Source organism: Streptomyces sp. NPDC048417, from assembly GCF_040651615.1.
Lineage (GTDB): Bacteria > Actinomycetota > Actinomycetes > Streptomycetales > Streptomycetaceae > Streptomyces.
Genome location: NZ_JBEZKI010000022.1, coordinates 1 through 24,973 on the forward strand (window position 1 = coordinate 1; position 24,973 = coordinate 24,973).

Sequence of the window (24,973 nt, forward strand, 5' to 3'; positions counted from 1 at the left end):
CCACTGCCTCCAGAAACACGAACTGTTCGACGAACAGACCGCGTTCCCAACCCAACTTGCCACCGCAGCTTGACACTTAGCCGCGTGAGGTGTCTCACAGGGCAATACAGGACAGCGTCTCACGCAGGATAAGAACTCCTAACAAAGTGAGAGGTTGACCAGTCGGCGCCAGCAGATGATGCCGCAGGCCAGGCTGAGGAAGGCTTCGTGGATGTCGTCGCGGATCTCCCAGCGGATGCGTAGCCGGCGGAACCAGTGCAGCAGTGCAAAGCTCTGCTCGACCACCCAGCGGTGCACGCCCAGCCCGGAACCGTGCTCGACGCCGCGCCGCGCGACCAACGGGGTTATCCCCAGGGCCCGCACCTGCTTGCGGTACTTGTCGTGGTCGTAGCCGCGGTCGGCGTAGAGCGCGACCGGTCGTTGTCGGGGCCGTCCGCGCCGGCCGCGTACGGGCGGGACGGCTTGGATCAGGGGGATGAGCTGGGTGACGTCGTTGCGGTTTCCGCCGGTCAGCGATACCGCCAGCGGGATGCCGTGCCCTTCGGTGATCAGATGATGCTTGGAGCCTGTTCGGGCACGGTCGACCGGGCTCGGTCCTGTTTTGGGCCGCCTTTGAGTGCCCTGACGTGCGAGCCGTCGATCACCGCCCTCGACCAGTCCAGCGCGCCGGCGGCGTTCAGCTCGGCCAGGAGCGACTCGTGCAGACGCTGCCAGACTCCCGCGTCGTTCCAGTCACGCAGACGCCGCCAGCAGGTCATGCCGGAGCCGAAGCCCAGCTCCTGGGGCAAGAACTCCCACGGAATACCGGTGTACAGCACGAACAGGATGCCCGACAGCACCTTCCGGTCGTCCAGACGCTTGCGGCCCGGGTGATCCGTTCGGCGCGGTACAACCGGCAGCAACGGCTCGATCCGCGCCCACAGCCCATCCGGCACGATCCATGACGGCTGCTCACCCCTTCTCACATGCAGGCTAACAACCCATCAGACACCAACATTCCAAGGTGAGTTGCAGCATTCTGTTAGGAGTTCTAAGGGCGTGCAGATCTTTAACTCGTGGCTTTCTGTTCGGTGGTTCGTTGATCCGGCATGAGCGGGCTGGAAGAGCAACGGGCCGCGCTGGCGGCGAAGTTCGAGGCGATACTGCCGCACCTTGACGAGCGTCAGCGTCGCCTGTTGATAGGAGCGGAGGCCCAGTCTCTCGGTCACGGCGGGATCAGAGCGGTCGCCCGCGCCGCCGGCGTCCGTGAGGCGAGGGTGTCTGCCGGAATACATGAACTCGCCTCCGGAGAAGCCCCGTTGGGGCGCGCCCGTCGGCCCGGCGGCGGCCGCAAGCGCGTCGCCGACCGGAACCCGGCCGCTCGGGAGGCGCTTCTCACGCTGGTCGAGCCCGACGTCCGCGGGGATCCCATGTCGCCGCTGCGCTGGACCACCAAGTCCACCCGCAAGCTCGCCGAGGAACTGACCCGGCAGGGTCACAGGATCTGTGCGGACACGGTGGGCGACCTCCTGCGCGAGGAGGGCTTCAGCCTGCAGAGCAACGCCAAGACTCTGGAGGGCAAGCAGCATCCCGACCGGGACGCGCAGTTCAAGTACCTCAACGAACAGGCCCTCGCCCACCAGGACGGCGGGGCGCCGGTGATCAGTGTGGACACGAAGAAGAAGGAACTGGTCGGCCCGTTCAAGAACAACGGCCGTGAATGGGAGCCGAGAGGAGAGCCGGTACGGGTCGACACCCACGACTTCCCCGACCGCGAGCTGGGCAGAGCAGTGCCCTACGGCATCTACGACGTCGCCGCGAACACCGGCTGGGTCAACGTGGGCACCGACCACGACACCGCCGCATTCGCCGTCGAATCGATCCGCCGCTGGTGGAATGCAGCAGGGCGGGCCGCCTATCCCACGGCCGGCCAGCTGCTGATCACCGCCGACGCGGGCGGCTCCAACGGCTATCGCACCCGCACCTGGAAGACCGAACTCGCCGAATTCGCCGCCGAGTCCGGCCTGACCATCACCGTCTGCCACTTGCCTCCCGGCACATCGAAGTGGAACCGGATCGAGCACCGACTGTTCTCCCACATCACCATGAACTGGCGCGGCAGGCCCCTGACCAGCCACGAAGTCATCGTCCAGAGCATCGCAGCGACCACCACCAAAACCGGCCTGACCGTGCACGCCGAACTCGACACCAACCCCTACCCCACCGGCATCCAAGTCAGCGACGACCAGATCGCCGCCCTTCCGATCACCCGGCACCGCTTCCACGGCGACTGGAACTACACCCTCCACCCCCAGCATCAGCTGGACGAGGCGACGACCGACAGCACGTCAGACCAAGCCTCGACGGGCAGACAGCCTCGCCTGACGCGGCGTTCGCTGCAGGACCCAGAACTGACCGGGATGACCCGCCAGCAGCTCAGCGAGCTCATCGACGCGCTGACTCCAGCGCTGGAGTTTCAACGCGAGCAAGTACTCCGCACACGTCGCGGGCACGAGCGCCTGGTGGCCCCCGGCACAGGCCAAAGCCAAGCTCACCCGAGCCGACCGGGTCCTGGTCACCATCCTCCACCTGCGCAAACTCGCGACCATGGACCTCCTGGGCCAACTCTTCGGCGTCACCGCCATGACCATCAGCCGCGCGAAACAGGAAGTCCACCCACTCCTCGAAGCACACGGCCACCCCATTAGCACCTCTACCGCCCGCCTTCGCACACCAGCCGACGTCGCGACGTTCCTCGCTCCCGACCCCGCCAAGACCAAGGTCAAAAAGACGAGTTAAAGATCTGCATGCCCTAAGGAGGCGCTCGTCCACTGGGATTCGTGCCCTGGACCCACATGGCGATGTGGGAGCGGGAAATGGCCTCCAGTTCGGGCATACCGCTCTCCGCGGCAACGCGCGCGACCGCGGCGGCTGCTTGGGGCTGGGACCAGCCCGCTTCGCGCAGGAGTGCGGCAAGGGCGACGTTTCTCTCACGGGCCATGGACTGCCCCTCGGTTCCGAAATGATCTTTGACGCCTTTGACGGCCTTGAGGGCCTCGTAGGCATACCCCCCGGCAGGGATTCGCGGTTCGCTCAACGTAGCCGCCGGGTCACTCACCTTGCACGTCGGTGGACTGCAGTGCACTGCGTTCCCCCTTGAATTCCATCGATGGTTGCGAACGCTGCGGAAGGAGATCGTTCGCATGCCTCGTGGAGGAGCCAACCGCAAGCCCACTGCCGCCAGGCGGCAGTACTTCGAGCTGGTGCGTCAGGGGTTGAAGGGGGCTGCGGCAGCCCGCCAAGTGGGCGTATCCACCAGCTGTGGATCCAAGTGGTTCATAGAAGCTGGAAGCATGATCATCCCTGATGTCTCCGTCTCGCCACGCTTCCTCACCCAGGACGACCGCATCGCCATCGCCGACGGCCTGCGCACCGGGAAGCCGCCCACCACGATCGCCGCCGCGATCGGGAAGAGCACGTCCACCGTCTACCGGGAGATCGCCCGGGGAAAGAAGGAGGACGGAAGCTACGACCCCTGGTGGGCGCAGAATCAGGCACTGCTTCGCAGGCAGCGTCCGAAAACTGAGAAGATCCGCGACCATGCCCCGTTGCTCATCGTGGTCCGCGAGAAAATCGACGAGAAGTGGTCGCCGCAGCAGATCTCCCGCTACCTCCGGCGGCAGTACCCCGACGAGCCGCAGATGCACGCGTGCGCCGAGACGATCTATCGCGGGCTCTTCGCCGGGCTCCTGGGCCGGCGTCAGGGCAGGCTGCGGACTGGGCGAACCCGACGCAAGAAGCAGCGCCGGGGCGTTCCCTCACCCAACAAGATCAAGAACATGACCTTGATCCGCGACCGCCCCGCCATAGTCAACGACCGCTCCAGGCCAGGGGATTGGGAGGGTGATCTCATCATCGGCGGTGGACAGCGGTCGGCGATCGGGACGATGGTCGACCGGGCCACCCGCTTCGTGCGTCTGATCCATCTCCCTGACGGGTGGAAGGCCGGCCCGATGCGTGACGCTCTCACCGCACAGACCGCAGATCTCCCGGCGAGGGTGCGCAGAACCCTGACCTGGGACCAGGGCCGCGAGCTCGTACTGCACGAAGAGATAGAGCAGCTGACGGGGTTCCGGATCTACTTCTGCGACCCCCATTCGCCCTGGCAGCGCGGGACCAACGAAAACACCAACGGCCTGCTGCGGCAGTACTTTCCCAAAGGGTCTGACCTCGCGGTCCACGGCATCCGCAACCTGAGGGACGTCACCCGTCAACTCAACAACAGGCCCCGAATGGCCCTCGGCGACCGCACTCCGAAGGAGGCCATGCGAGACTGGGGCATAGCCTTGCAATAGGGTCAATTCGCAACCGTCACACGAAACCGCCCCCGCTCAAGTTGGCCTGATTCATATAGGAGTTGCGTCATGCGTCCCTCGCTGGCCCTTCGCCGGGCGTCCTGCCAACGCAGTGATCAGGTTCGGAGAAGCCACGCCCTTGGTGAACCCATCCTGCGACGGGACCAGGCGGCCTCCGCGACGGAGACGGTGACGTTTGTGCTGGGCGAGGACTCACCGTTGCCCGAGACTGCCGCCGATGTGGAGGACCTCGCACTGCGGCTGCGAGGACACGTCAGCCAGCTCGGAGCCCTGACTTCTTCGCAAGAGCCGGCCCTGCTCCGTGCGCAGCAGCTCTGCTCGGGTGGCCTCCCCAATGGCTACATGCCCAGCCGGGTTCATCTGGTCAGGCTGGCCGAGGCAACCCAAGATCTTATCGCTGCCGTGCAGACCCATGGCGATGCCCTCGCGCGGCCGGGCAGGCGGCGCTCGTGGAAGCCAGGGGTCAACGTGCTGCGCAGCGCGGTCTTTGCGCTCGCCTTCGCCTCCTTGATTCTGGCCGCGTCGGTGCCCCGCACATGACCGACACCGGAGCCGTTCTAATCGCGTTGATTCTCGGCCCCGTGGCGTAGCTGGCTCTCCGTCGTAGTCACCGCACCGACTACGCCACTTCGCAGGACGAGGACTCCTGGCCGAGTCAGAACGGGCGTCCCCCGCTCCGGTAGCCACCGAGCGCCGGCACCGCGGTGATTCGCTCGTCCTCACGCCGCAGCACGCCTAGCCACCCCCACCCTGACGAGCATCCCAATGCCTGAAAGATCCGCCCCGGTGATCCGATTCTTCTGGCACCGGACTACCGCGTCGACGAGCTCCTCAGCCTGTACACGCGCAGTAGCCCGTTCCGGGGATACACGAGGGAGACGAAGCGGAACTACATCACGGACGACTGTCTGTTCCTCAACTTCCTGTGGCAGCGCGGGAAGGTCTGGACGCAGGCGGTGGAGTCGGATGTCGAAGACTTCGAGTTCTGGCGACGAACATCGGCGGTCAACCCGGTGCGGGTGGGCGGGAACAAGTGGAATCGTGAACTGGCCGCGCTGATGAGCTTGTACACGTGGGCGACGAAGCCGGGGAATGAGTTCGTGCCGCGCAACCCGGTCCCGCTGCACCAGGTGGTGGGCCGTCATGGACAGATCGTGGAGGTGCCGGAAGGGAAGGCGAAGGACGCCAGGGGCGGCAACGTTCACTGGCTGACGCCTCGGGCGTTCCGGCTCTGGGTGGACGTGGGGCTGCGCGGGTTTGGCGCCGAGGGACTTCCCGCGCCGGGCTGGGTGGGTCGGAGCAGGCCACGGCCGAGGCCATCGCCGGCGCGTGGCGGGACAGGCCCTGGCCCGGCCGCGGACTGGGCTCGTATGAGGTGCTGGGCGCCGACGACGGAACGACGCTGGCGCATTTCTCCCAGGTCGAGGATCTGAGCGACATCCGGCCCAGGACCTGACCTGGAAGCAGGAAGTCGACGCGGTAGTGCCGGGGATCGAGCGTGTCGGCGTGGTCGCGGGCACGTTGCGCCGCAGCTCGCCCGCCTACGGACCAGCCGCCGGGGCCGCCTGCGTCGTGCTGGTCACCCGCGTTTTCGACAGCCCTGACCTGGGCCGGGCAAAGGGACTGGTGGAGGCGATGTTCCAGGGCAGCGCCGACACACCGTCGGCAGACGGACTACTGTCCGCGAACTTCTACGTCAGCGCCGAAGGGGCCCAGGTGTTCAACTACGCGTTGTGGACTTCGGCCGACGCACATGCCAGGGCCATCGCGCAGCGGCCGGCCGAGTTGGAGGCCAACGAGGAGTGGCAGCGGGCGCACGCATGGCCCGGGCTGGTGAGCACCACCTTTCAGCGATTCCGTCCGCTGCTGCGGCTCACCGCATCCGCCGGATAGTCCGCAGCGACCTGCGGCCCTGGTGGCGTGTGCTTCAGGGACGGGCGGCGCCGGAAGGCCGAAGGCGGGTGGTGAGGTCCGCGGCGAACTCCTCCGCTCGGGCGAGCTGGACGCGCAGCTTGTCGACCTGGTCGGCGGCTGCCTGCTGGTAGTCACGGATGCGGCCCATCAGGATTTCACGCTCGTCGGCGTCGAGCGCATCGGCGCTGTCGAGACGGTCAGTGGCCTGGAGCAGGTCCCGCATCTGCTCCAGCGTGAAGCCGAGCGGCTTCATGCGACGGATGACCATAAGGCGGGAGACGTCAGCGTCGGTGTAGAGGCGGAAGCCGCCCTGGGAGCGGGCGGAGGGGATGACCAGACCGGTCTCCTCGTAGTGCCGGATGGTGCGCAGCGACAGCTCGGTCCGCGCGGCGACCTCGCCGATCTGCATGTGCTCGCCGCTCACGCGCCTGCCTTCCGCATAGTCCGTCCTGCCGTCTGCCGCAGAACCGCTTCGATCTCTACCGTAACGTTAGGGTACAGTTTCTGGTGCTGGCACAGCTGTGTCGTCCCAGCACTCCATGGTGCGGGATCCGGTTCCGTACTGCCGTGTCGGGGCCGACGGCGTCCCCAGCGAAGACCGACCTGCAGGAGAAAGCGTGCGCATGCCCACGATCACTCGCGCCGCTGCCTGCCCGCCGTGACCCTTCGCCCGGCAGCAACAGCACGCCCGGTGCTCGCTGCTGCCCTCTGACTTCAGCCCGCCGCATGCGGGCTTCGCGGAAGGCCAGCCCGGCCTTCCTGCGTCTTCCCGCACACACCGGTGACGCCCGGCGTGCCCGACCATGACAGGTACTGCCTCTCTTGTCTGCATCCACAACTGTGCCCGCCATCGCGCGGCTGCGCGGCCTCAAGCCCGACTGGATCTCCGACCCGAAGGTGTGGCGCACCGAGGTCCTCGCCGGCCTGGTCGTCGCGCTCGCCCTGATTCCCGAAGCGATCTCGTTCTCGATCATTGCGGGTGTCGATCCGGCGATCGGTCTGTTCGCCTCCTTCACCATGGCCGTCACGATCTCGATCGTCGGTGGCCGTCGCGCGATGATCTCCGCTGCGACCGGTGCCGTCGCTCTGGTGATCGCCCCGCTCAACCGCGAGCACGGCTTCGGCTACCTCGTCGCGGCCGTGATCCTGGCCGGTGTCTTCCAGATCGTCCTGGGCGCGCTCGGCATGGCGAAGCTGATGCGGTTCGTGCCGCGCTCGGTGATGGTCGGCTTCGTCAACGCCCTCGCGATCCTGATCTTCATGGCGCAGGTCCCCGAGATGCACGACGTCCCCTGGGCCGTCTATCCGCTGATTATCGGCGGGCTGCTGCTGATGGTGTTCTTCCCGAAGGTCACCAAGGTGATCCCGGCGCCGCTCGCCTCCATCGTCATCCTCACCGTGATCACCCTGGCCGCCGGGATCGCGGTGCCGACCGTCGGCGACAAGGGCGACCTGCCCTCCTCCCTGCCGGTGCCGGGCCTGCCCGACGTTCCGTTCACGCTCGACACACTGACCACCATCGCCCCGTACGCGCTCGCCATGGCGCTCGTCGGTCTCATGGAATCGCTGATGACCGCGAAGCTCGTCGACGACATCACCGACACCCGCTCCAACAAGACCCGCGAGTCGATCGGGCAGGGCATCGCCAACATCGTCACGGGCTTCTTCGGCGGCATGGGCGGCTGCGCCATGATCGGCCAGACGATGATCAACGTACGGGTCTCCGGCGCCCGCACCCGCGTGTCCACCTTCTTGGCGGGCTCATTCCTGATGGTGTTGTGCATCGTCTTCGGCCCGGTCGTCTCCGACATCCCCATGGCCGCCCTCGTCGCGGTGATGGTGATGGTGTCCTTCGCAACCTTCGACTGGCACTCCATCGCGCCCAAGACCCTCAAGCGAATGCCCGCCGGCGAAATCACCGTCATGGTCATCACCGTCGCCATCGTGGTCGCCACCTCCAACCTCGCCATCGGCGTCGTCGTCGGTTCCATCACCGCCATGGTGATCTTCGCCAAGCGCGTCGCACACCTGGCCAACGTCACGTCGGTCACCGATCCCGACGGAGGCCAGGTCGTCTATTCCGTTACCGGCGAACTCTTCTTCGCCTCCTCCAACGACCTGGTCACCCGGTTCAACTACGCCACCGACCCGGACAAGGTCGTCATCGACCTGTCCGCCACCCACGTCTGGGATGCCTCCTCGGTCGCAGCCCTGGATGCGATCGAGACCAAGTACGCCCAGCGCGGCAAGAGCGTCGAGATCATCGGCCTGAACCGGCCCAGCGCCGACCTGCACAAGACGCTCAGCGGCGAACTCACCGCCGGTCACTGACCGGCGGCCGGTCCGCTCCCACCCTGTCGACACGCACAACTTGACAGGGAACGCACCTGGTCCGACGACACCACCCACGCCATCCACGAATCACAAACTCTGCGGGTCGAACGCGTCCACGAGGCCGATCCCCGCGAGACGGCCTGGACCATCGCAGCGTACGAAAGCCCCGTCTCCGACCGGATGTGGCACCTCACCATGACCGGCGCCACCCCGGCCCCCGTCCTTCAGACCCTTTTGAACGGGCTCGCCGAGGAAGACGACGCCTGGGAGACCTCGGTCGGCAGCCCCGTCGGCGACAAGACCGTCACCGCAGCCACCCGCGCCCTCACCGACGCCGGCTGGAAGCACACCGTGGACGGACGCTGGATCCGCTGGGCAACTCTCCAAGGAGACGCCGGCGTCCAGTTCGACGCATTCGCCGCCCCAAACCCCCCACAGCACCCTCGCCACCTGGACCATCTGGGCCGACGCCAGCATCGACCGTCCCACCTGGGCCATCACGGCCTCCCCCTACACACCCGCCGCGCTGCTGGCCAACCTCGCCGAGAACCTCGCCCATGGCACCGGCACGCGCCAGAACAGGCCCCATTACGGTGAGCGGCAGACCAGCCGGATCAGCGCAACACCCCTGCCCACGCCACCACCACATCCCGCCCGAGTCAGATCTCCTCGCTGACCTGTCGCGCCCGCCCGTACTCACAGCGACGGCACATCCGCGCTGTGTTCCGGTGCTCCGGAACCGAGCCGAGGGCTCAAGGGGCCGGAGACCGTGGCCAGGCGGGATACACGGAGTATCCAGGGCAGGATCCTCTGTCGCTGCGGTGTGTCGCCGGGGAGCCCATGACAAGATCGGGATAGCTGCCTACCGACAGCACGCCTGGTGTTCGGTACCTTTGTCACCGCCAGGGCAGGAGCAAAGCGCTGGGCGGCTGAGCGAATGTGGAGGGCTTCGTGAGCCAGGGGCGTGGCCCGATCGACACGCGGGTCAGGGAGCTGGCCGCTCGATCCGCAAACTTCGGTTTCTTGCTGCCTCACGAGCCTCTCTTGGTGCTGTACGGAGCAAGCGCAGAGGTAAACCTCTTCACTGACCCGAGCATCACGCTACTCAAGGGGCGTCAGTTCGGGGAGACACTCGCGACGGCCCTGGTCCGGCGATCTGGCATCACGGTCGGCAAGGACGATCAGGCCAACAGGGTGCACGCGCTTGCGCGGGCCGGCTTCCTCGACGAACCAGTACGGCTGATGTTCGATGCTCTTCGGCGCCCCGTGTCCGAATCCATGGACACAGACTTCACTCTTGAGCGAGAAGCCCTGCGCAGAGTCAAGCATTGCTTCCAGTTGGGGGTCTGGTTCCACCGCCTTCTGACCGGCGATCGGGAACAGATTCCTTTCATCCCGCCAGACGCTCCGGACTGGATCCAGACAGCAGAGCCGCCATGCGCGAGGATCTTCCCCTCGTCACCCCAGTCGACCTGGGCCTGGGCCCCTGGAATCACCTCGAACCGTCGGTGCATGCCCGCCAGTTCCCGCGGCGTGATCCCAAGCTCCTCGGCGATCCTCGGGCGGGCTTCCTGAACGTAGAGCTTGACTCGCTGATAGCTGCCCGTGAACCCCTACTCCCTGGCCAGCCGCTCGTGGATGACCGCGGCCTTCATTAAAACCTCTGCCCGAAGCATCGAATCGATCAGCGGTGCGAACTCGTCGATCACTCTCGCCAACGACCGCCCGTTCGTCGACCGCCGCGGCGGAGTCGCCGGCCCCAGCGCCGAGAGGTACTTGCGGACCGTCTTGCGGTCCAGCCCGGTCTCCCTGGAAATCTCCGAAAGGCTCATTGCCCCGGACTCCAACAGGCCGCGAAAACGCCGCAGTTCCAACCAGCGACGTGGATCCAAAACCACCCCCGACCACCCTTCGCCACCCACACCGACATGCAGCAGAGTGCCGAACGCGGCCCCTCAACACGTCAAGAACTGGGGACGTTCATCCGTACGCGGGTGGGGACGTTCATGTGTACGCCGACAGCGAGTGCCCCGACCAGCAGGTGCGTGTTCGCCCCGACGCCCCAGGCAGCGGGTGGGTCAGGGAGCTCGATCCAGTCGAACTGGATCTCCTCGCCCGGTGAGTGCTCGATCACCGCCCGGTCCCGGCCCTGCGAGGCGTGGCAGGGCTCGCAGTGCGGCCGGACGTCGAAGCGGCGAAGCGCTCGGGTGAAGGTCGAGTAGGCGCCTGCGTAGCCGAGCTGGACGATCTCGTCGAACAGGGTCGAGGCCCACAAGTGCGGGTCGTCTGCGAGGCGTTGACGGCAGTAATCCAGGAACGGCACGAACGCGTCCGGGGCCTGCCGACGCTGCTGCGGGACGCGCTCGCCGTTCAGGTAGGCGCGGATCGTCTTGCGGTCACGGCCCAGATGCTGGGCGATCGCCGAGATTGTCCAACCCTGGCGACGCAGTGCGTGCGCATCCAAGTCTTCCTCCCACGTGAGCACTCAGCCCTCCGAAGAGGCCGAACTCGTTGCCCACGCAGGCTTGCCATCGCTCCAACCGGCCATCCCGACACGCCGACCGAGATCACACGAAGGGTGGGGAGATCAACCGAGCAGGTTTGCCCCACCGCTGAGCACGGGGTGGGGACTTTCAAATATCGCCATCAGACGATGTAGGCGGGTTTTGATGTCGCTCGTGTGGAACGAGACCGGGGTCCGAGTACCGGACACCGCCTCGAACCAGCCCAGCACATGCCAAGATCCCGCCCGATCAACCGATCGGACAGGATCTCGTCAACCGCCCCGAGCTAACTCAAGAACAGTTGGGGCCTTGACCCCGGCAGGATCTGACCCTGCGGGTCCCGGCCAGCAGGGACAACGACAGCATCGGACTGTCCATCGGCCCCGACCCGTTGGGGGCCCTCATACCACCCCCGCCGCCACACGTCCCCGGCAGCATCGTGCGGACACGCTACGTTGAGCCCCGGCGTCAGGAGGATCCGGCGTCCGTGGTGTAGGTCAGAACCACGCATCCCTCGTTCCCCTCGTAGCCGGGGGTGGAAGACGCCTGGCGGCCGACATTGGACGCGCCGACGCTGCCGGCGCCGATTCCTCCATGACCGCCCACGCCGGCGGTAGGGCAGCTGTCGGGGCGCTGCGGGGGCGTGCCGCCAGCGCCGCCCCCACCGCGATAGTTGGTACTTCCGGCCTGGCCGCCCGTGCCGCCGTTGCCCGGGGTGATGGTGCGGTCGGTGCCCTCGCACCGGCTTGCCGCTTCGCCGCCGCCCCCTCCTCCGCGGGTGCCAAAACCGCTGGCCCAGAATCCGGATGCATCGCCGCCGGGCCCCTCCCAGCCGTGCTCGGCGGATGCCAGGGTTTTCCCGCCGACATCTACGGTGGTGTTGGAACCGTTCTTACCCCAGGCACCGTCATTGTCCATGCCGCTTCCGCCCGTGCCTCCCACTCCGCCGCTGCCGACCGTGAGGGAGATCTTCGATCCGCTCTTGACGGGGATGAGGCACGACACCACGGCCGAGCTGCCTCCGCCGCCCCCTCCTCCGCCGCTGAAGGAATCGCCGTTGTTGCCCCCACCCCCGCCTCCTCCTCCGCCGCCGCCCAGAGCCACGATGCGGATCTGACTGACGTCCTGCGGCACGGTGAAGGTGTGCGTGCCGGGTGAGGCAAACGTCTGCACCTGGGCAGCAGGCGCTGCGGACGCGGTACCCGGCGACAGGAATGACGCGGCCGCCATCGCAGACACCAGAACCGCGCGCCGCGGCCTGGAAGATGGAATGAATTTCACGAACAACTCCCTGAAGATCGATTCGGACATCGCAAGCTTCTCCACCTGCACCCATGTCCCATGCGCTTTCACGCATGGATTCGATCTTTCGGGGGCCCTCCTACTGGTGTCAGCCACCTTCTCGCTTGCATTCTGCGTCGTCTGTCTGATCGCGGGCTGCGTCATGTTGACTGTCTCGACAGTCAAAGCTGCGGCCGCGCGGCGCGCGCCAGCCAAGATCCGTTCCCGGCGGGGCACCATCGAGGGGCTGGAGGCCGGCCGCTGTACCGGGTGATCCTGGTCCGAGACGGCCTGGCCTGGTGGCGGGAGTGAACTTTAGGGTCCGCCGTTGATGGTGCTACGGGGGTCAAGCCAGGGCGTCTTCCACCGTCGCGCGCACGTCGAGCACCGTGTCGGCTCCGGTCATCTCCAGGATGCGGAGCAGTTGGCGGGTCGGCGCGGCCACGCGCAACTCGGTCAGCCGCCGGATGTGCAGCAGTATGTTCAGGAAGGTCGAGTCCGCGAAGGAGACACCGGAGGTGTCGACCACGACTCTGGGATGCTGTTGGGCTACGATCTCCATCGCCTCGGCCAGTGGTGAGATTGAGTTCATGTCGAAGGCGCCGTGAGCGACGACGACCCAGGCCCCGTTCCGTTCGTACTGCACTACCGTGGCCGGTCCGGTGGCAAAGCCGTTGACGGACGCGAATGGCGTCTTGTCGTTGCCGTCGGCGCGACTCATAAGGCCAGTACGCCCCGCGGGCCGTGACGTCGGGATTACGCGTCTCTCCAGGGTTGCCCAACAGCCCAAGGTCGGGACGACGCCCTGGGCGGCGGGCTGCCAGGGCGGTAACGACGGTTGGCCGCTTTCTTCAGAGATAGTCGGCCACTGCTGTCTCTGCTTCTGCGGGAAGAGGTCGGAGCGCGAGACGCTCCGGCCCCTTCGTCGCCTGCGCGACGCCGTCGGCTCCTAGTCCCCGGTGAGCTTGAAGGTGAACTGGTTGCGGCCGTCTCGCGAGTAGTCCAGATTCTCGGGGACATTCGAGGCGTCGGCGACGTCGATCGACTTGGTGTCGGAGTTCCAGACGAAGTAGATGGCGCCCACAGCGACGTAGACGCCGGAGTACTCGTCGCGGACGTAGATGGCGGTGGTGACCGGCGGGCCGTCCTCGGGCATGACGTCACAGCCGCCCCTTGCGCTGGAAGTTGCTGTTCAGCAGCAAGCAGGCCCCGGCGACGACCCCGAGGACCAGGGGGTAGCCAAAGGTCCAGCGTCCGGTTCACGCAGGCCGACCCACGTCGCCCTGGTCCGGCCGGTGCCGGGACTGCCGCAGGCCCGGGTCGGCTGCGTGGCGGCTGCGACCGCCCGGGGGTTGCAGCGGCGCCCCCGAGCGCGGGGACGGACGCGGGCGTCGGCGAGCGCGGTCGATGTCGTGTGCGGTGATGATCCCGCGCAACCTGTCGTCGTCCAGAACCAGGATGGGCAGTCCGCCACCGGCCACGACACGCTCCAGCACGGAGGTCAGCAGTTCGTCCGGGCTGGCGAGCGTGCACGCGGCCAGCGGTACCGCGACATCGCGTACGCGCGCCGATTGCCGCTGCCCGGGCGGCATGCCGACCAGCCGGCGCAGCTGTACGACACCGCTGAGGTGACCGTCGAAGTCCAGCAACGGCAGCACCGAGTGCCCGGACTGGGCTGCCGCCTCGGACAGGAAGCCGTCCACGGTCAGCCAGTCGGGACCGGTGACCACCGGAACGGTCATCGCCTGCTCCACCCGAACCCCGCGCAGGCCGGTGACCAGCTCCGCCCATCGACGTTCGGCCGCAGCGGCGACCCCGACAAACACACCGACGACGATCAGCCACAATCCGCCCGTAACCCCCCTCGCGAACGCCAGCCACCCCAGGACGGCCAGTGTGATGCCGACGACCTGGCCACTGCGCCCGGCGGCCCGCTGCGCCCGCTCACGGTCCCCGGTAAGCCGCCACAGCGCCGCCAGGAGCAGCCGGCCTCCGTCCAAGGGCGCGGCGGGCAGCAGGTTGAAGACGCCCAGCAGCAGGTTCATGCCACCGAACCAGCCCAGCACGGCAACCGCAATCCGCCAGCCCAGAGTCGCTTGAACGGCGACCGCCGCACCCCATCCGATGCCGCCGAGCAGCAGGCTGGCGAGCGGCCCGCTGACGGCGACCGCGAAGGCGGCCCGGGCTGTCGCCGGCCGGTCCATGCGGGTCAGTCCACCGAGAGCCCACAGCGTCACGTCCCGCACGGGCAACCCCGCTCGGCGGGCCGTCAAAGCATGAGCCCCCTCGTGCACCACCAGGCTCGCCAGCAACAGCACGGCACCGGCCGCCCCGGCGACCGCGTACACCACCGGCGCCAAGCCGGGCGCGTAGGCAGGCAGTGTCCGGTCGGCCAGGCCATACGCGAGGAACAGCATGATCAGCGGCACGCTCCAGTGCGCCTGCACCGCCACCCCGCGGACACTTGCGAGCCGGACCGCACCCTTCATCGCCATCACCGCCGACAGCCGCACCCGGCGACCGCACTCCGCCGCCGTCTTCAATTGTCCGCCTCCGGCTCCCGCGACCGGAAACGTCCGCTGTTGGGCACACGAAATATTTCGGACCTTGGGCGCAGGGGGGGCGGGCAGGCCGGACCAGAGGCGCTCGGGATGCGGCGATGCGGGAAGCCGTCGAGGCATGCGACTCGTGGCGGGCCTGACAGCCGGAGGTTGAGCAGCGCGCGCCACGTTCCCCTATGTCGTCGAGGAGCAGGAAGCCTTCTACCGCAGCCGTGAACTCACCGCTCCGCAGCGGTGGCGAACGAGGCTGTCAGGCTGCCGGAGCGGCTGGACCCGGCCGTCGCGTCCTAGGTTCGGCGTCGTACGGGGATGCCTCGCGGCGTCCGACAAGTGCCGGGTGCGGATGAGACCGCTGCGCAGGTGGTCTTCCTACGGCTTGTTCGCAGGCTGTGAATCGCGGAAGGCATGCGGACGGGTACGGCGAAGCCGGCACACGGTGATCAGGCGCTCCCTCCAGCGAGTTCGCGCGTGTTGCGGAGTGCGGCTCGTACCTCGCCCGGGGCACGGTTCAGCCTGGATGGTCCCGGTCGCTACACCGCTCGGCGGACAGGCGGCGCGACGTACTCGTCCCAGGGGTCTCCTCGGGTACTGGAAGCGGCTGTCGGCAGGGTGTGGATGTGTCGATCTCCGGTGCGGTTCGGTCGAGCCATTGAGCCGTGGTGCTGGCCTCCTCACGGGTCGGTGCGGACACCGCCAGGAGACGGAAGGGGGCGGTGGGCCGGAGTTCGACGCACACGACGGGTCTGCCGGGGCGGACGGCCACGAAGTCCGTCCCGGCGAGGTGGCCGCGTGTTCCGATGCACCGAGCCCCGGGAATCCAGAGGCCGCGCCGCGGGTCCCCGCGCAGGGTGCGCCACCAGTCGGCTTCGACCGTCACCCGGCACACCGCCGTCAGCGGCACCCGCAGGTCGCTGCGGCGGGCGGCTGCCCTTTCCAGCCACCCCAGGTGGACGACCAGGTCATCGCCGTCGACGAACATCCGCGCCATCGCTCGCTCCTCCCCCCATTTTCGTCTGGGAGAGGGCTGGATGTCGCGAGGGCGTTCTCCTGGCCGTTCACCAGGCCGGGACGGCCCTGGCCAGCGGGAAACCAGGGACTGGCGCTGATGTACATCCGCGCTGCCGCCGGCGATCACGGCACGCGCGTAGCCCTCCGTCTGCAGCAGACCCGGCAGCTGCAGCGGTTCATACACCCTGATCCGCTGCGCCATGTCCTCAAAACTCACCACTGCCTGGAGATGCTTCTGCGCCACCCCCGACCACGGCTGCCACCACGGCTGCTGGTTGGCCACCTGCGCCAGTTCCCGAAGCTGGGCCTGCTCCACAGGATCCGTGACCTGGTAGATGACGAAGAAGCGGGCGAGATCCTGCTCCTTGAACTGGTGCTGCCCGGTCTCGATACGGCTCACCTTGGAAACCGACGCGCCCAGCAGCCGAGCGACGTCCTCCTGCTTGAGACCGATGGCCGTACGGCGGGCACACAACGCGTTGCCCAGCACCATCCGCGGCGCGGACGGGACGATCTCGTCCCTGATATACCGCACACGAAGCACCGACTTCAGCGGATCCCCGGAACCCGCAGCGGCTGCCGACCTCCGACTCACATCCCCTCCTTGCGCACAGTGAGCACGACGGCGCTCATCGTGCACGACAGATCCGACAGGCAAGACGGAATCGGAAACATCCTCTCCCTTGGATCATGTAATCGGCTGAAAACCGATCGCCAAAGGGGAAGAAACAGTCTCGCATCCAACAGGCCCACCAGACGGCGCCGGGGGCCCTGCGTCCAAGGCCACGCAGGTGGCGGGGGCGCGCTCCGGCGCACAAGTGCGAGCCCTACCTCGACCCACGCGCCCACGACAGCCTGGACGAAGCCGTCGGCGACGTCGAGCGGCTGGGGCGCATGGTGCATGGGCTGCTCGCCCTGGCCCGCCTGGGGAACACCGCCACCACCCCGGAACCGACCGACCTGGACGCCATGCTGGCCGACCGCGCGGCGATGTGGCAGTCGCTCGCCGCCGAACAGCACGTCATACTCGCCGTCACCAGAACGACGGCGGGCCGGGTCTGGGCGATCCCGGGCGCCCTGGAGCAGGTCATCGACAACCTGGTGGCCAACGCGCTGCGGGTCTCCCCGCCCGGCACCACCCTCACCCGCGCTCCCGGCGCCGAGCCGCACGTCATCGACCAGGGCCCCGGCATGCCGCCGGCGGACCGGGAGCGGGCCTTCGACCGGTTCTGGCGAGCCTCCGACTCCCACCACGACGGCACCGGCCTCAGCCTGCCCATCGTCCGCCCCCTGGTCCGCGCCTCAGGCGGAGAGATCACCCTGCACCCCGCCCCTGACGGCGGCCTGGACGCCCGGGTCTGCCTGCACCCCCTGGCCCACGGGCTGACGCGTGCCGGCGACGGCTCACCACGGCCGACGCGGGCAACGGCCCCGGCGCACTGAGTCGTTGCTCTATCGAAACCGAGCATCCCGTCCGACGTCCCAGGACGGCGACCAGGCGGCCCAGTTCATCGGGCAGGGCAAGGTCACGGCCACACCGCTGTTCATGGCGTCCGTGGCGGCGACCGTACGCAATGCTGGCTTCGAACAGCCAATCATCTTGCCCGGACCGCGGCGACCCGGATCGAGGTCGGCCGCCGACCGCTGTCGGTCTATGACGAACTCACCGGCACCAAGCCCTTCACCTCCCGCCCCGACAGCTAAGGAACCGTCTTGAGCAAGCTGACCGGCACCGGCATCCGCACCACGGCCACCAAGCTCGGCCTGCCCCATCTCGCCGACGGTGTCGATGAGTTGGCCCGCCGGGCAGAGGAGGGCAAGCTCGGTTACTCGACTTCCTCGACCTGGTGCTGTCCGAGGAACTCGCGGTGAGGGACGACCGCCGCTTCCGCCGGTCTCTGCTGTTCTCGAAGCTCCCGCACCACAAGACGCTGGACGACTACGACTTCTCCTTCCAGCCCGACCTCGACCCGCGCAAGGTCAAGGACCTGGCGACTCTCTCGTTCGTCGAGGCCAAGGCCAACGCGGCTCTGTTGGGGCCGCCGGGGGTGGGCAAGACACACATCGCCGTCGCTCTGGCCGTCGCCGCCTGCCGGGCCGGCTTCTCGGGGAAGACGATCGCCCGCTACGGTTGCTCCTTGCCCTCAGCACTTGGCCAGCGCTTCACCTGACACAATCGTTCACCGCGGCGGAACTCTGCTCCAGTTCACCGGGCTACGGCTCGGTGACGCGCCGCTGGTGGTAGGCCCGTTGGCCAGAAGAGGCGCTCCGCAGGCAGACCGAGCCCCCGCGCAGCTGTTTCGGCGTCAGGGCGGGCGAGCAGGGTGCGGCCTCCCTCGGCAGCATGGGTCAGCCCGTCGGGAAGGCCGGCGTCGATGACCAACTGCGGCATGGAGGATCCACGCGATCCACGCCGCCGCCCGGCCGCACGCGAGGCACCAGCCCCGGGCGACGGTGCGGGGTGGCCGATGCCTGGGAGTACACCGGCAGGCCGGGCGCTGGGGCGGGCGCCTTCTCGCTAGCGGCGGCCACCCCCCGGGGTGTAGCGTCGTGACCAGCAGTCGTGGTTCCGAAGTCCCGTTCGCCCGTGATCGCCATCACGGGCGTTCTTGCTGTTTCAGCGCCTCTCCGGACCAGGGCGATCACCTCCCGGGCACGCAGGGCGCGGGCCCGGTTTCCCTCGAAGGAGACGGCCATGGCCAAGGGCACTGTCAAGTGGTTCAACAGCGAGAAGGGCTTCGGCTTCATCGAGCAGGAGGGCGGCGGCCCCGACGTCTTCGCCCACTACTCCAACATCGCCGCCCAGGGCTTCCGCGAGCTGCAGGAAGGCCAGAAGGTCGAGTTCGACGTCACCCAGGGCCAGAAGGGCCCCCAGGCGGAGAACATCCACCCCGCCTGATCCCGCCGGTGCGGCAAGGCCCGGCACGGAACACCGACTTGAGGCCGCCCGGGCCGCTGCCTGCCGTATGCGGGCAGCGGGCCGGTGTCCCAGGCCGGGCCTAGTCCATCACATGATGATCTTTGATGTTCACCGGGGCAAGGGCGGAGCCCACTCACCTCACGCTGGTAGGCGGACCGGCCTTGCCTCCAGTCGGCGGCGACCGCCCGCCAGGGGGGGCGCCGCGTGTCGGTCCGCCGGGGGGCGGTGAGGCAGGGCGTGGGCCTGGAAGACGGCCAACGCACCGAAGATGAGTGCGGCGACCGTGCACACCAGATCGAAGTCCCAGGTCAGCAGGGCGAGTCCGGCGAGCGGGCCGACGAGGATGCCGGCCTGGTAGAAGACGTTGAACGCGGCGAAGGCTTCCACCCTGTGCTCCTCGCCCGCCTCGACGGCCAGGTAGGCGCGTACGGCCGGGTTGAACAGGGCTCCCGCCAGCCGGTCAGTGCGGAGGCGGCGATCAGCACCGGCAGGCTGTCGGCCACGGCGAGCAGCGCGAAGGCCACCGTGCGCAGCGCGCAGCCGGTCAGGATCATCGGCTTGCAGCCGTAGCGGTCGGCGAGTGTTCCGCCGACGAGGAACATGCCCTGCTGGGAGAGGTTGCGCACGCCGAGCACCAGGCCGACCGTCCAGGCCGCGAGGCCGAGGCCATGGGCGAGGTGGTCGGCGAGATAGGGCATCAGCATGTAGAAGCCGAGGTTGATGGCGAACTGGTTCGCCATCAGCAGTCGTGCCGGACGGTCGAAGGATGTCAGCCGGGTCCGCAGTCCCCTCATCGGACGACCGCCGTCGCCCGCTCGCGGCCCAGCGGGTCGCGGACCAGGCCGCAGTGGGTCCAGCCGGTCACCATGTGCTCGTCCGGTGCGGTGATCTCGTCCGGCTCGGGTGGCGGCTGCTGGCCGAGCAGGTTGTGTTCGCGGCACCAGGCGTCGTTGTAGACGGTCTCCAGGTAGCGGTGTGGGCCGTCCGGGAAGACCGCCGCGATCCGGGTGCCCGGCGGGGAGGTCCGCGCCGCCCACCCGGCCACCAGGGCGACCGCGCCGACGCTCCAGCCGCCCGACGCGTAGTGTCGCCGGGCCAGTTGACGGCAGGCCCACACCGCCTCGGCCGGGGCGACCCAGTGGACCTCGGCGAAGGCGTCGTAGTCGACGTTGGCGGGGTGGATGCTGGAGCCCAGGCCGCGCATGAGGCGGGGTGCGGCGGGCTGGCCGAAGATGGTCGAGCCGACGGAGTCGACACCGATCAGCCGGAGCGCGGGAAGCGCGGTGCGCAGGGCCGTCGAGACGCCGGCCGAGTGGCCGCCGGTGCCGACCGCCGCCACCAGGACGTCGATGCGTCCGAGTTGGGCGAGCAGCTCGGCGGCGAGTGGGCGGTAGGCGGCGACGTTGTCGGGGTTGTGGTACTGGTCCGGGCAGTACGCGCCCGGTGTGCGGGCCAGCAGCGCGGCGACGCGCTCGCGGCGGGTCTGCTGCCAGCCTCCCTCGGGGTGGGGACGGGCCGCCTGCTCGACGTGTGCGCCGAGTGCGGTCAGCAGCCGGACCATCGACGGCTCCATGCCCGGATCGGTGACCACGGTGACCGGGTGTCCGTGGGTCAGCCCGGCCAGGGCCAGTCCGAGGCCGAGGGTGCCGCTGGACGATTCGACGATCGGTGCCCCGGGCGCGAGTTCACCGCGCCGGCGGGCTTCGCGGACCATGTGCCGGCCGGGACGGTCTTTGATACCGCCGGGGTTGGCTCCTTCCAGCTTGGCGTAGAAGCCGCGGCCTGGCGGGGCGAAGGGGGCGTCGATCCACAGGACGGGCGTGTTGCCGACGAGCTGGGCGGGGTGCTGCGCGATCACCGGGAGCGGGGCATGGGCAGCGAGGGCGGCGACGGAGGGGTGGGTGGTGAGGGGGTCGAAGGGCTTGAGCAGGGAGAGGTGCATGGGCGTACGGCTCCTTCGCACCGCGCGCGGGAGTGGCGGGGTGCGGTCGTCACGGGTCAGGACGCACGGACACGGCCCGGCCGGGGCCGCCGACCGCATGGGGCATGGGTCGCGGCGAGGCCGGGCGTGCTCGTGGTGCCTACAGACGCCAGACGCAGTGGAACGCGAGGGCGCGGCCGTGGTGCGCCGCGGCGGGGTGCCGGGTGGGGCGGGGCCACAGGACTGTGCGCGCGGTGCCGGCGGCGGCGGACGGTGCGGGTGTGGCGTCCGCTCCGCCCTGCCCCGGATCGGCGACGGTGTCGTCCGCGACGGCCCTGGGGCGATCGGCGGCATGGTCGATGTGCCCGTCGGCCCTGTGGTCGCGCTCGGGAGGATGACCGGCCCCGTCGTCGGTGTGGCACTCGGCCCGGGCGCAGGAGGCGATCGGGAGTGCCCACTGAGGTCCCGTGAAGGCCGGACCATGCACGGCACCCGCGAGGTGGGCGAACACGAGCAGCACGAGTCCCAGGAGGGGCCCGACGCGACCAACCCCTTCGTGGGCCCTTGTGCTGTTCCGCGCCCCGATCACGCACACAGAGTACGCGATCGGATACGTAGAGCTATTTCATGACGGGTCCGCCACCACGTTCGCGGACAGCTCGGAAGGCAGTCGCGGCGCCGCGAACTCCGTACCGCAGGTGAAGCGCATCAGCGGCCCGGAGGTGGCCGGCACCGTCCCACATCACCATCACCAGCACCGCCTCAGCGCGCTCCCGCGCTGCCCCTGCCCAGCGCCCATCACGGCCTGACCGGTCTCCGTCCGCGCGCCGCGCCGCTCGGCGGCACGGTCGCCTCCCGCCCGAACAGGCGAAACGGCCGCAGTCCCGACGTCAGCCCGGCGGCCGCAGTCCGCTCAGGGTGACCGCGACAAGGCGCCTGACCGCCGCCTTGGAACCGAGGGCGCCGGCGGCGGCGAGGGCATGCAGGCAGTAGGCCGCCAATTCGTCCGGGGAGACGTCGTCCCGGACGTCTCCGACCTTCGCGGCCTCGGCGAGCAGCTCCCGCAGGAAGTGCTGGAGGTGCTGCTCCGCTCCGGCGACGTGCTCACCCCGGTGCAGCAGTGCTCCGAGTTCGGCGCCGTGGCCGTGGCGCCGCTGTTGGATGAGCGCGTACGCCTCCAGTACCCGCTCGAGGCGCTCGCCGGGGCTGCCGGGGCCGTGCCCGAGTTCGGCGAGTTCGTGGAGGTGCCCGGAGATCTGGCGCTCATGCCAGGCCACCATGATCGATTCGACGTCCGGGAAGTACTTGTACAGCGTGGCCCGGCCGATACCGCTCTCCTCGGCGATCTTCGACATCGTCACGGCACGCAGCCCGTGCTCGGTCACCAGCGCCGCCGTGGTTTCCAAGACCGTGTCGCGCACGGCACGGCGGTGCTCCTCGATGGTCTCGTTCCACAGCTTCGGCACCGCACCAGCATACGACCCGCCGATGTCGAAACAGTATGGATTGACAGCGACACTGTGTCTCGATAAAGCTGAGGCCGTTACGGGGGACGCGGATGCCCGCGCACCGCAGACACCGCCCCCGACGGGAGGACACCCGCATGACCGGCTCACCCCACCACCCCGGCGGTCCGGCCCCGCATGACCCCGACGACCTCTACGCCGTCCCGCCACCCTGGGACATCGGACGGCCCCAACCGGCGTTCCTCGCCCTCGCCGAGGCGGGCGCCCTGCGGGGGCGGGTTCTCGACGTCGGCTGCGGAACCGGCGAACACGCCCTCATGGCCGCCGGACTGGGCCTCGACGCCACCGGCGTCGACCTCGCCTCCCGCGCCCTGCGCACCGCCGAAGCCAAAGCACACAAGCGCGGCCACAAGGTCCGCTTCCTCCGCCACGACGCGCATCAACTGGCCGGCCTGGCCGAGCAGTTCGACACCGTGTTCGACTGCGGCCTCTTCCACGTCTTCGACGACGCCGACCGCGCCGCGTACGTCGACGGCCTGCGCTCCGTGCTCTCGCCCGGCGGCCGTTTCTTCATGCTCTGCTGCAGCGACCGGGAGCAGAGCAGCTGGGGGCGGGTGCACAAGGTGACGCGGGAGGAGATCGAAGCCGCGTTCGCCCAGGGCTGGCGGATCGACTCCGTCGAACCCGCCGCCATCGACATCACCACCGACCCGGGCGGCCTGCGGTCCTGGCTGACCGCGGCCACCAGGACCTGACCCCCACCCACGACCGAGCCGAGGAAGCCCATGCTCACCGCCGAAGCCCACATCGAGACCGCACGCCCCAGCCGCTACCTCGTACAGCTGTGCAAGCACTTCGACAACAAAGGCCGCCACCTGAACGGCCATCGCCCGCGCATCCACGGCGGAGGAGATGCCCAAGCGTCCGCAGGGACGCACATGGCTGCCGAGATCCGGCCCGACCAGATCCACGTCGAATGGACCGACAGCCACGGGACGGTCCACCTCCCATGGGGCACCTGCACTTTGCAGGCGGCAGGCAGCGAGTTGATCCTCCGCGCCGAGTCACCCGACGAGGAGAGTCTGAGGCGGCTGCAGGACCTCGTCACCTCGCACATCACCAGGTTCAGCAGGCGCGACCCACTGAAGGTCGACTGGCAACTGCCCGAAGCGACCGCCGAGACCGGCACGTCGGTACGGCCGGCTCCGGCGAGGGGCACGGCGGGCCGACGGCGGCCCGGGTGGGCCGGAGTCGCGACGGTCGCCGCCCTGGCCGCCGTTGCGGCCGCGCACCTGGGGCTGGGCGGCACCGTTCTGGCCGACACGCGGTGGACCGGCTGGGCCGTCGGCCTCGTCGTGACGGCCGTCGCGGTAAAGCTCGGGATCGTCGGCACTCTCGCCATCCGCCGCGGCCGCCGCCGTGCGGGGCAGGAACCGAAAACCCCGGCATGACATACCCCCCCGGGGGATACTCGTCCAACCAGCACTGCCACCTCCGGAAGGGCGCGGCTCTGTGGATGCGATCGGGCACGCACTGTCCATTGCCGGTTCGATGACCTGGGAGGTCACCTGGGCACTGATCCTCGGCTTCACCCTGTCCGCCGTCGTACAGGCGGTGGTGCGCCGCTCGACGGTCGTCCGGCTCCTCGGTGACGACCGGCCGCGCACGCTCACCCTGTCCGCCGGGCTCGGCGCCGCCTCGTCCTCCTGCTCCTACGCCGCCGTGGCCCTCGCCCGCTCCCTCTTCCGCAAGGGCGCCGACTTCACCGCGGCCATGGCCTTCGAGATCGCCTCCACCAACCTGGTCATCGAACTGGGCATCATCATGGCCCTGTTGATGGGCTGGCAGTTCACCGCCGCCGAGTTCGTCGGCGGACCGATCATGATCGTCGTACTCGCCGTGCTGTTCCGCCTCTTCCTGCGCAAGCGGCTGCTGCACAAGGCCCGCGAGCAGGCCGAGCGCGGGCTGGCCGGTTCCATGGAGGGCCACGCGGCGATGGACATGTCCGTGCGAGGCCAGGGGAGCTTCGCCCGCCGGCTGTTCTCGCGGGACGGATTTACGTCCGTGTCGCACATCTTCGTCATGGAGTGGGCGGCCATCCTGCGAGATCTGGTGGCCGGGCTGCTGATTGCCGGGGCGATCGCCGCCTGGGTGCCGGACGACTTCTGGCGCACCTTCTTCCTGGCGGACCACCCGCTCGCCGCCAAGCTGATCGGCCCGCTCATCGGGCCACTGGTGGCGATCGCGACCTTCGTCTGCTCGATCGGCAACGTGCCGCTTGCCGTGGTGCTGTGGAAGGGCGGCATCAGCTTCGGCGGCGTGATCGCCTTCATCTACGCCGACCTGCTGATCCTGCCGATCCTGAACATCTACCGGAAGTACTACGGCGCCCGCATGGCAGCCTTCCTGCTGGTCACCTTCTTCGCCGCGATGGCCGTCGCCGGATACGTCGTCGAGTTCGCCTTCGGGGGGCTCGGGCTGATTCCCGACCAGGCCGACGCCAAGATCCCCGAGGAGGGGGTCACCTGGAACTACACGACATGGCTCAACATCGTCTTCCTACTGCTGGCCGTGAGTCTGCTCGTACGGTTCTGGCGCACCGGCGGTCCGGCGATGCTGAAGATGATGGGCGGCTCACCCGATCAATCTGAACACGAGCACGCCGACACCCGTATGCACAACGGACACCACGACTGACCCACCCCCACG

21 protein-coding genes and 6 pseudogenes are annotated in these 24,973 nt (G+C 68.7%); 13 read left to right on the forward strand and 14 right to left on the reverse strand.

Translation table 11 applies throughout. The features are described 5' to 3' along the window. Nucleotides 1-138: 138 nt before the first annotated feature. A protein-coding gene (locus AB0D59_RS31255) for an IS5 family transposase (RefSeq protein WP_362572493.1) occupies nt 139-965 on the reverse strand; the annotation gives its coding sequence in 2 pieces (ribosomal slippage) (nt 139-605 and nt 605-965; 828 coding nt in all). A 123-nt stretch (nt 966-1,088) separates the two neighbouring features. On the opposite strand from AB0D59_RS31255, the pseudogene AB0D59_RS31260 reads away from it, so the two are divergent. Then, a pseudogene (locus AB0D59_RS31260) lies at nt 1,089-2,778 on the forward strand (ISAzo13 family transposase). A gap of 19 nt (nt 2,779-2,797) precedes the next feature. On the opposite strand, the pseudogene AB0D59_RS31265 reads toward AB0D59_RS31260, so the two are convergent. Beyond that, nucleotides 2,798-3,184, reverse strand: a pseudogene (locus AB0D59_RS31265) (hypothetical protein); the annotation flags it as partial. Between AB0D59_RS31265 and AB0D59_RS31270 the strand changes: the two are divergent. The 3 genes from AB0D59_RS31270 (at nt 3,183) to AB0D59_RS31280 (ending at nt 6,248) form a co-directional block, all read left to right on the forward strand. Then, nucleotides 3,183-4,334 (forward strand): IS30 family transposase, encoded by a 1,152-nt coding sequence (locus AB0D59_RS31270; RefSeq protein ID WP_362572496.1) that lies wholly within the window; start codon nt 3,183-3,185, stop codon nt 4,332-4,334. The pseudogene AB0D59_RS31265 and the gene AB0D59_RS31270 sit on opposite strands and share 2 nt — an antisense overlap. A gap of 189 nt (nt 4,335-4,523) precedes the next feature. After that, nucleotides 4,524-4,895, forward strand: a complete 372-nt coding sequence (locus AB0D59_RS31275; RefSeq protein WP_362572498.1) for a DUF6415 family natural product biosynthesis protein — start codon at nt 4,524-4,526, stop codon at nt 4,893-4,895. Between the two features lie 942 nt (nt 4,896-5,837). Further along, nucleotides 5,838-6,248, forward strand: a complete 411-nt coding sequence (locus AB0D59_RS31280; protein WP_362572501.1) for a hypothetical protein — start codon at nt 5,838-5,840, stop codon at nt 6,246-6,248. Nucleotides 6,249-6,282: 34 nt separating this feature from the next. Here AB0D59_RS31280 and AB0D59_RS31285 read toward each other — a convergent pair whose 3' ends face one another. After that, on the reverse strand, nt 6,283-6,693 hold the full coding sequence (locus AB0D59_RS31285; RefSeq protein ID WP_362572504.1) for a MerR family transcriptional regulator: 411 nt from the start codon (nt 6,691-6,693) through the stop codon (nt 6,283-6,285). A gap of 398 nt (nt 6,694-7,091) precedes the next feature. Here AB0D59_RS31285 and AB0D59_RS31290 point away from each other — a divergent pair, with 398 nt between their 5' ends. The 3 genes and pseudogenes from AB0D59_RS31290 (at nt 7,092) to AB0D59_RS31300 (ending at nt 9,279) form a co-directional block, all read left to right on the forward strand. After that, nucleotides 7,092-8,600 carry a SulP family inorganic anion transporter gene (locus AB0D59_RS31290; protein WP_362572507.1) on the forward strand — a complete coding sequence of 503 codons (1,509 nt, stop codon included), beginning with the start codon at nt 7,092-7,094 and terminating at the stop codon, nt 8,598-8,600. Nucleotides 8,601-8,750: 150 nt separating this feature from the next. Continuing rightward, a pseudogene (locus AB0D59_RS31295) lies at nt 8,751-8,801 on the forward strand (hypothetical protein); the annotation flags it as partial. 277 nt (nt 8,802-9,078) lie between these two features. Next, nucleotides 9,079-9,279: a DUF317 domain-containing protein gene (locus tag AB0D59_RS31300; RefSeq protein WP_362573003.1), complete on the forward strand. Its 201-nt coding sequence runs from the start codon at nt 9,079-9,081 to the stop codon at nt 9,277-9,279. A 760-nt stretch (nt 9,280-10,039) separates the two neighbouring features. Here the strand turns inward: AB0D59_RS31300 and AB0D59_RS31305 are convergent. The 7 genes and pseudogenes from AB0D59_RS31305 to AB0D59_RS31335 form a co-directional block, all read right to left on the reverse strand. Further along, a pseudogene (locus tag AB0D59_RS31305) lies at nt 10,040-10,501 on the reverse strand (IS21 family transposase); the annotation flags it as partial. 65 nt (nt 10,502-10,566) lie between these two features. After that, the gene (locus tag AB0D59_RS31310; RefSeq protein WP_362572510.1) at nt 10,567-11,067 is read right to left on the reverse strand and encodes a transcriptional regulator; all 501 of its coding nucleotides are present in this window, start codon (nt 11,065-11,067) and stop codon (nt 10,567-10,569) included. A gap of 508 nt (nt 11,068-11,575) precedes the next feature. After that, nucleotides 11,576-12,553 (reverse strand): hypothetical protein, encoded by a 978-nt coding sequence (locus AB0D59_RS31315; protein ID WP_362572513.1) that lies wholly within the window; start codon nt 12,551-12,553, stop codon nt 11,576-11,578. Nucleotides 12,554-12,734: 181 nt separating this feature from the next. After that, a complete protein-coding gene (locus AB0D59_RS31320) occupies nt 12,735-13,109 on the reverse strand; it encodes an STAS domain-containing protein (RefSeq protein ID WP_362572516.1) in 375 nt (124 codons plus the stop codon). A 228-nt stretch (nt 13,110-13,337) separates the two neighbouring features. Next, complete coding sequence (locus tag AB0D59_RS31325) at nt 13,338-13,544, reverse strand: hypothetical protein (protein ID WP_362572519.1); 207 nt, start codon at nt 13,542-13,544, stop codon at nt 13,338-13,340. Nucleotides 13,545-13,647: 103 nt separating this feature from the next. Continuing rightward, complete coding sequence (locus tag AB0D59_RS31330) at nt 13,648-14,931, reverse strand: site-2 protease family protein (RefSeq protein ID WP_362572521.1); 1,284 nt, start codon at nt 14,929-14,931, stop codon at nt 13,648-13,650. 526 nt (nt 14,932-15,457) lie between these two features. Further along, nucleotides 15,458-16,492, reverse strand: a complete 1,035-nt coding sequence (locus AB0D59_RS31335; protein ID WP_362572524.1) for a Scr1 family TA system antitoxin-like transcriptional regulator — start codon at nt 16,490-16,492, stop codon at nt 15,458-15,460. A 359-nt stretch (nt 16,493-16,851) separates the two neighbouring features. On the opposite strand from AB0D59_RS31335, the gene AB0D59_RS31340 reads away from it, so the two are divergent. From AB0D59_RS31340 to AB0D59_RS31350, 3 genes and pseudogenes are all read left to right on the forward strand, one after another. Next, nucleotides 16,852-17,400, forward strand: coding sequence for a HAMP domain-containing sensor histidine kinase (locus AB0D59_RS31340; protein WP_362572527.1), 549 nt, complete (start codon nt 16,852-16,854; stop codon nt 17,398-17,400). Nucleotides 17,401-17,670: 270 nt separating this feature from the next. Beyond that, nucleotides 17,671-18,065: pseudogene (locus tag AB0D59_RS31345) on the forward strand (ATP-binding protein); the annotation flags it as partial. 587 nt (nt 18,066-18,652) lie between these two features. Then, nucleotides 18,653-18,856, forward strand: a complete 204-nt coding sequence (locus AB0D59_RS31350) for a cold-shock protein (RefSeq protein ID WP_362572530.1) — start codon at nt 18,653-18,655, stop codon at nt 18,854-18,856. A 243-nt stretch (nt 18,857-19,099) separates the two neighbouring features. Here the strand turns inward: AB0D59_RS31350 and AB0D59_RS31355 are convergent. The 4 genes and pseudogenes from AB0D59_RS31355 to AB0D59_RS31370 form a co-directional block, all read right to left on the reverse strand. Then, nucleotides 19,100-19,671: pseudogene (locus tag AB0D59_RS31355) on the reverse strand (MFS transporter); the annotation flags it as partial. After that, on the reverse strand, nt 19,668-20,819 hold the full coding sequence (locus tag AB0D59_RS31360; protein WP_362572533.1) for a PLP-dependent cysteine synthase family protein: 1,152 nt from the start codon (nt 20,817-20,819) through the stop codon (nt 19,668-19,670). The gene AB0D59_RS31360 and the pseudogene AB0D59_RS31355, both read right to left, overlap by 4 nt. A gap of 139 nt (nt 20,820-20,958) precedes the next feature. Beyond that, a complete protein-coding gene (locus tag AB0D59_RS31365) occupies nt 20,959-21,318 on the reverse strand; it encodes a hypothetical protein (protein WP_362572535.1) in 360 nt (119 codons plus the stop codon). A 370-nt stretch (nt 21,319-21,688) separates the two neighbouring features. Continuing rightward, on the reverse strand, nt 21,689-22,264 hold the full coding sequence (locus AB0D59_RS31370) for a TetR/AcrR family transcriptional regulator (protein ID WP_362572538.1): 576 nt from the start codon (nt 22,262-22,264) through the stop codon (nt 21,689-21,691). A 137-nt stretch (nt 22,265-22,401) separates the two neighbouring features. On the opposite strand from AB0D59_RS31370, the gene AB0D59_RS31375 reads away from it, so the two are divergent. The 3 genes from AB0D59_RS31375 (at nt 22,402) to AB0D59_RS31385 (ending at nt 24,961) form a co-directional block, all read left to right on the forward strand. Then, a complete protein-coding gene (locus AB0D59_RS31375) occupies nt 22,402-23,019 on the forward strand; it encodes a class I SAM-dependent methyltransferase (RefSeq protein WP_362572541.1) in 618 nt (205 codons plus the stop codon). Between the two features lie 30 nt (nt 23,020-23,049). Next, on the forward strand, nt 23,050-23,715 hold the full coding sequence (locus AB0D59_RS31380) for a DUF2218 domain-containing protein (protein ID WP_362572544.1): 666 nt from the start codon (nt 23,050-23,052) through the stop codon (nt 23,713-23,715). 61 nt (nt 23,716-23,776) lie between these two features. Then, nucleotides 23,777-24,961 (forward strand): permease, encoded by a 1,185-nt coding sequence (locus AB0D59_RS31385; RefSeq protein ID WP_362572547.1) that lies wholly within the window; start codon nt 23,777-23,779, stop codon nt 24,959-24,961. Nucleotides 24,962-24,973: the final 12 nt, after the last annotated feature.

Excerpts from the sequence above, each read along its gene's own strand:
- AB0D59_RS31270 (WP_362572496.1), top strand. The coding sequence starts at position 3,183 with ATGCCTCGTGGAGGAGCCAACCGCAAGCCCACTGCCGCCAGGCGGCAG.
- AB0D59_RS31315 (WP_362572513.1), bottom strand. The coding sequence starts at position 12,553 with ATGACGCAGCCCGCGATCAGACAGACGACGCAGAATGCAAGCGAGAAG.
- AB0D59_RS31320 (WP_362572516.1), bottom strand. The coding sequence starts at position 13,109 with ATGAGTCGCGCCGACGGCAACGACAAGACGCCATTCGCGTCCGTCAAC.
- AB0D59_RS31325 (WP_362572519.1), bottom strand. The coding sequence starts at position 13,544 with ATGCCCGAGGACGGCCCGCCGGTCACCACCGCCATCTACGTCCGCGAC.
- AB0D59_RS31340 (WP_362572527.1), top strand. The coding sequence starts at position 16,852 with ATGGTGCATGGGCTGCTCGCCCTGGCCCGCCTGGGGAACACCGCCACC.
- AB0D59_RS31350 (WP_362572530.1), top strand. The coding sequence starts at position 18,653 with ATGGCCAAGGGCACTGTCAAGTGGTTCAACAGCGAGAAGGGCTTCGGC.
- AB0D59_RS31360 (WP_362572533.1), bottom strand. The coding sequence starts at position 20,819 with ATGCACCTCTCCCTGCTCAAGCCCTTCGACCCCCTCACCACCCACCCC.
- AB0D59_RS31375 (WP_362572541.1), top strand. The coding sequence starts at position 22,402 with ATGACCGGCTCACCCCACCACCCCGGCGGTCCGGCCCCGCATGACCCC.
- AB0D59_RS31380 (WP_362572544.1), top strand. The coding sequence starts at position 23,050 with ATGCTCACCGCCGAAGCCCACATCGAGACCGCACGCCCCAGCCGCTAC.